Genomic DNA, 5,245 nt, shown 5'->3' with positions numbered 1-5,245 from the left:
TCATAGTCGTTCTGGCGGTCGAGTCAATGTTGGTGAAGTACTCGTTGTACGTGTTAGTCACCACTTCTGTCAGCGGCGCCCACCCCAGCAAGAGCGCCAGTGGCAAGAGCATGACCAGGAGAATCACGAACCGGGTGAGTTTGCCCGGCAGTGCCAGACGTGTTCCGATGGCCACCACCAGGACCGAGACGATGGACTTTCTGCGGAAGGTCAGGATTCCCACCGCACCCGCCGCGATCATGAGCACCAACGACACCATGGATCGCTCGACAATCCGTCGATAGGACAAGATCGCGAGAAAAGCCATGCCCATGACGGACGCGAGGCCCACCGGATGATCAAAGATCCCGGTCAGGCTGGGAATGCCCAGCCGATAACTCACTTCCTGTCGGCCCACTACGGAATTCCAGGCCTCGGGAGCCACGGCGTTGAGTAGGGCGGAGACGAGAATGACCAGCACACCAATGGTTCCGAATCGCGCGATCCTGGGTAGGTCGGCACGGTGCCAATCAATCTGCAGGATGCCGAGCATTAGAAGGGGCCCCTTCAAGAAAAGGAAACCACTCACCGCCCATACGTTCAGCGGAACCGAATACAGGAGAGCCGAAATGATTCCGAGGGCGGCGTAACCAGCAAAGCACCAGTACGCGGTCATGAACCTCAAGGCTCCGTGGATCAGGAGTCGCCGCACGGGAAAAACCACCGCGGCAACCAAGACCGCCAATTCATCCACGTACCCGACAAGTGAGCTACCGGTCATGGTTTGCAGGGTCTGTGCAATCACCGTGGCGCTCAGCAAGACGGCAGTCCCCGCCTTGGGCCAAAGCCCCAGGGCAACGCAGCACAATGCGCCCACTGCGATAGCTATTACCGCGGCCACAGCCATCAGCACGATGACCGTCCACGGCTCAGAGCCCAGAACATACTCGTCTCCCCCCGAAGTTCTTCTGTGTCACGCTCACGCGTGTCCACCAGTCGCAGAACCGCGATTCCCCCGAATGCGGACACCAAAATGGTGAAATCTGCTGAGTGTAGCTAGACACTACAGTAACCACGAAGTGTGTTCTTTCGGAACGGAATACCGCACTTCTGAGGTCTCCCCTAGTCAGCGGCTGCCCCTTATTTGACCCACGCTCGTAACGTTCGCGGGTGGGGATAGTGTGTTTACCATGGAACACGTCTGCGCACCTTGGGGAAGGCGCGCATGTTCGACGCAAAACCCGCGGATCACACCCCGCGGGAGGGCTGAGGGGGAATCAAACTCGCGATGAGTCAAGAGACGACCAGACAGAGACGACCGTATGAACGCGGTGAAGTCAGTACGGGCCAATTCGGTAGAGCACTCCGCAGACTGTGGTGGATCCCGCTCATCACGCTACTGCTAGGAGCGGCCCTGGGCTGGGCGGCATCCACGGTCATGGGCACTACGTACACATCGACGGCTTCGGGAGTGGTGGTTGCCAACGGAGGTTCCGATTCCACCGAGGCCTTGGCCGGAGAAAACTTGTCCAAGTCCAAGGCCGTGACCTTCGGCAGCATCTCCGGCACCAGTTCGACCGCATCGGCGGTCATCGAGGAGTTGGATCTGGAGCAGACCCCTGAGGCCCTGCTTCAGAACGTGACCACAACGGTGCCTCTGGACACTTCAGAGGTACGTGTCTCGGCAACTGCGGAGTCACCGGAACAAGCGCAAGAACTGGCGGACGCCTGGGTCAAGGTTCTAGGGACCAATGTCGGTGAACTCGGTGACAACACGGACGCGCCCGGTACCGCAGTGGAGCTTGCCCCAGTGGGCCAGGCGTCACTTCCTCAGGACCCGTCGTCCACCGACCCGATGGTTCTGACAGCGGCAGGTGGATTGATCGGTATGCTTCTCGGCCTTTTCGTGGTCATTGCACAGGCTCAATACCGACGCCGCTGAAGCTCCAATAATTGATTTACGAGGTCAGGGGTCGATCTACCAAGAGAGGCCCCTGACCTGAGGCTCTGACACGGCCACGTCGAGCACGAACCCCGCTATGCCCATGTGGACGGAGCATTCGGAATGCGCTGATCCAGCATGACTTCCTTGCCGCTGGCGGACGGCTCGAACCGGTCGATGACTTCCAATTCCAGTTCCACGTGATGCTCGCCGCGCAGTGCCATTTCACGGAAGAACTCGGCAATGTCGGACTCGCTGGCGGAGGGTGAAGGTTGGACCTGCAGCACAGCCCTGCCGGGAACATCCTGTCGGAGCTTGAACCGGCGGATCAACGGGAATTCGTTTCCGTCAAAGCCGTAAGACGTGAGCGAGAACAATTTTCCATCCGCTCGGACTAATCCTTCCCGCCCTCGCCGGGAGAGAATGTCCTTGAACACCACGGACCCGTTGGGTTCCCGGCGTATAAACTCTGCCGAATCACCCGTGTCGTAGCGCACAAGCGGCATGCCTCGACCGTCCAAGCTTGTCGTCACCACACGACCGCGTTCACCGATCCCCACCGGGTCGCCCTTCGGGTCCAGCAGCTCCACATACCCGTACAGCGGGTAGGTGTGATAGTTGTGCTCCCGATCCATTCGTGCGAACGCCGTCTTTTCACTGAGGCCATAGAAGACCAAAATGACAGCATTCGGGAAAACGCGCCGGAGTATGTCCTCCTGTGCAACGGTGAACTGTTCAGAAACCGGGAACAGTCCACGGATTTCATGTCTCCATGATGTGTCGAAATCTGATTCGTCGAGCAATTGCGCCAGATATAGCAATGATGACGCATAACCGTGTAAGAAATGGATTTTTCGTTTCGCGATAAGGTCCCAGAACATGCGAATTGATTCTGGTTGCACAGCCTGAAGACGGACCAATAATTCTCTGACGCTGGGCATCAGAATATACGAACGGCCCCGGGACAGCGTTTGACCTCTGAAGAAGGCACGCCACTGCCCGAGTTCGTAACCGGAATCCGACCATGTATCCACGACATACGCCCACTCCCTGGCCCCACGGTTGCGGTCCAGGAAGAATCGCACCGGCTCACCCGAAGTCCCTGATGTACCTGAGATCTCGACCTGGGACTCATCCACCACGAGCATGTCCCTGTGGTGATCAGTAACTTCTCGCCTGGTCAGGATAGGGAGGGCCTGCAGCGCTTCGTGGGCTGTCATCTCTCCCCGAGCCACCCGTTCGAGTCCGCGATAGGCGGGCCTCTCGGAGTAATAAGGGGCTTGCCATGCGGCAGTCAACGTCTCACCGAGTCGCTTGGCGACTTTCTGACTCGACCACCACGGCACAGTACGCGCTTTTTGGATATCTCTGCGGGTGCTTTCGTAAACTGGGCCGTAAAGCATTTTGGGTGGAAGTAACCTTGCCGGGGCAGCCAGGAGCTCCCTTTGCTCGACCGGAAGATGGCCCACATATTCACGGATCGATACCACCGCTGCTCCCCCTCTTGCGCATTTAACTTGAATCACAATACCTTGACCGCCCAGACTCGGGAGAACTGCTGGAACTGGACCCTGCCCGATTTTGCGAACGAAAACCGCCCGCCCCCATGGCGGCCTCACTCGTCAAATCACTCGACGCGGGTGAAAACCTATCGCTACCTAGATCACGCGAACGCTTACGCCCACGCCGTCGGCGCATTGGGAATCCGCTGATCCAGAAGCGTGAACTTTCCGTTCATCGTGGCCGGTAGTTCGTCGACCAGCTCGAAGTCCAGCTCCACCTGATTCTCCGTGCGACGAATCATGAGCTGACGGAACTGCTCCAGATCTTCCTCGGTAGCCTTCTGGGACGGCTGCACGAGCAGTACCGCCTTACCTAGGGTGTCCTGGCGGATCTTGAACCGGTGGACGCATTCGAACTCGTGGCCGTGCACGTTGAACGGAGTGGTCGAGAAGGTTTGACCATCAGCCTTGATCAAGCCCTCACGGCCTCTTCGAGCCAGGACATTCTTGAACAGGGGTGTGCCCACCTCGTCATGGCCAATCAGTTCCGCCGAGTCGCCCGTGTCGTACCGGACCAGCGGCATGCCCCGCCCGTCCAACGTGGTGGTGACGATGCGCCCACGCTCGCCCACATCCACCGTGGTGCCGTCCTCGTTCAGCAGTTCCACGTGCCCATAGAGCGGATACGGGTGGTAGACGAAATCGTCATCGAGCCACGCAAAGACGGACTTTTCGCTCAAACCGTAGAACACGGCCTGTTTCGCGTTCGGGAAGAGTCGCTGCAGGACGTCACGCTGTTCCGGACCATACTGCTCGGAGACCGGCATTACACCTCGGATCTTGAAGCGCCACGACGTATCGAAATCGGCGTCCTCAAGCAGCCTGGCCAGGTACATGAACGTGGACGGGTAACCGTGCAAGTACTTAATGCCCCGCTTCTCGATGAGCTCCCAGCATTCTCGGACGGTCTCCGGACTAATGGTCTGAATCCGGATCACGATCTCACCGGTGCTGTTCATCACGAAGTACGGCCGATGTTGCGGTAAGTCCAACCCACGGAAGAACACGCGCCATTGGCCCAGCTGGTATCCGGTGCTCGACCAGGAATCCACCACGTAGGCCCATTCCCGCGCACCGCGATTGCGGTCCAGCAGGAAGAATATGGGGTCGCCCGACGTACCCGAACTCGCAGACAGCTCCACGGTCTTTTCCGGAGCCGCGAGCATGTCGCGGTAGTGCTCGGACAGGTCCTCGCGGGTGAGGATCGGCAGCTCTGACAACGCGTCCCGCGTGCTCACGTCCCCCGATGTCACGCGATCCAGCACGTCATAGTGCCCGCCCCGCGTGTAATACGGTGCCTCACGCGCCGTGCGGAACGTTTCGGTCAACCGCTCGTCCACGGTGTCCAGTACCCACGACGGCGTTGTGCGCCCCTTCTCGATCTCGCGGATCGTTCGTTGGTAGATCGGCCCGTAACGACTCTTGACCGGCAGCAACCGCGCTGGTGCAGCTAGAAGCTCGCGCTTGTCAGGTGGCAAATGAGCCACGAATTCGCGGATCGAAACCATGAATACCCCTCCCCATGTCACGGCGCAACCGTGTTTCTCCCCCCGGATCACAGGGTTGCGCACACGCACCAGTCTCCCCTTAAGTGAGCGTCAGGTCACGCCGACTGAACGAAATGTTTCCCCTTTGTGACTTTTGAGTCACTTCTGTCCGAGCCTCATATGATCAGGCTCGGACGGCTTACTGGCTCTTCACAATCGAGGGTGTAGTTGCGGTCTGAAGCCGCCGGCCTCGAGCAGGCTGCGGGCGATGTAGT

The 5,245-nt window shown here is 59.0% G+C and carries 3 protein-coding genes and 1 pseudogene; 1 reads left to right on the top strand and 3 read right to left on the bottom strand.

Features of this window, described 5'->3' with window-relative positions; genetic code table 11:
* A pseudogene (locus RF638_RS15850) lies at window positions 1-760 on the bottom strand (hypothetical protein); the annotation flags it as partial.
* 657 nt (window positions 761-1,417) lie between these two features.
* On the opposite strand from RF638_RS15850, the gene RF638_RS15845 reads away from it, so the two are divergent.
* Window positions 1,418-1,921, top strand: coding sequence for a YveK family protein (locus tag RF638_RS15845; protein ID WP_216823183.1), 504 nt, complete (start codon window positions 1,418-1,420; stop codon window positions 1,919-1,921).
* A 95-nt stretch (window positions 1,922-2,016) separates the two neighbouring features.
* On the opposite strand, the gene RF638_RS15840 is transcribed toward RF638_RS15845, so the two are convergent.
* Complete coding sequence (locus tag RF638_RS15840; protein ID WP_095798681.1) at window positions 2,017-3,411, bottom strand: CapK protein; 1,395 nt, start codon at window positions 3,409-3,411, stop codon at window positions 2,017-2,019.
* Between the two features lie 185 nt (window positions 3,412-3,596).
* Complete coding sequence (locus RF638_RS15835) at window positions 3,597-4,991, bottom strand: phenylacetate--CoA ligase family protein (protein ID WP_259914572.1); 1,395 nt, start codon at window positions 4,989-4,991, stop codon at window positions 3,597-3,599.
* Window positions 4,992-5,245 lie beyond the last annotated feature (254 nt).

Origin of the sequence: Kocuria sp. CPCC 205235 (assembly GCF_040980905.1) — a bacterium.
Taxonomy (GTDB): Bacteria; Actinomycetota; Actinomycetes; order Actinomycetales; family Micrococcaceae; genus Kocuria; species Kocuria carniphila.
The sequence above is the reverse complement of the archived record's forward strand: the minus strand, read 5'-3'. Positions and strand labels throughout refer to the sequence as shown.

What these genes read in the sequence shown, in the direction of transcription:
- RF638_RS15845 (WP_216823183.1), top strand. Translation starts at nt 1,418, where the DNA reads ATGGGCACTACGTACACATCGACGGCTTCGGGAGTGGTGGTTGCCAAC.
- RF638_RS15835 (WP_259914572.1), bottom strand. Translation starts at nt 4,991, where the DNA reads ATGGTTTCGATCCGCGAATTCGTGGCTCATTTGCCACCTGACAAGCGC.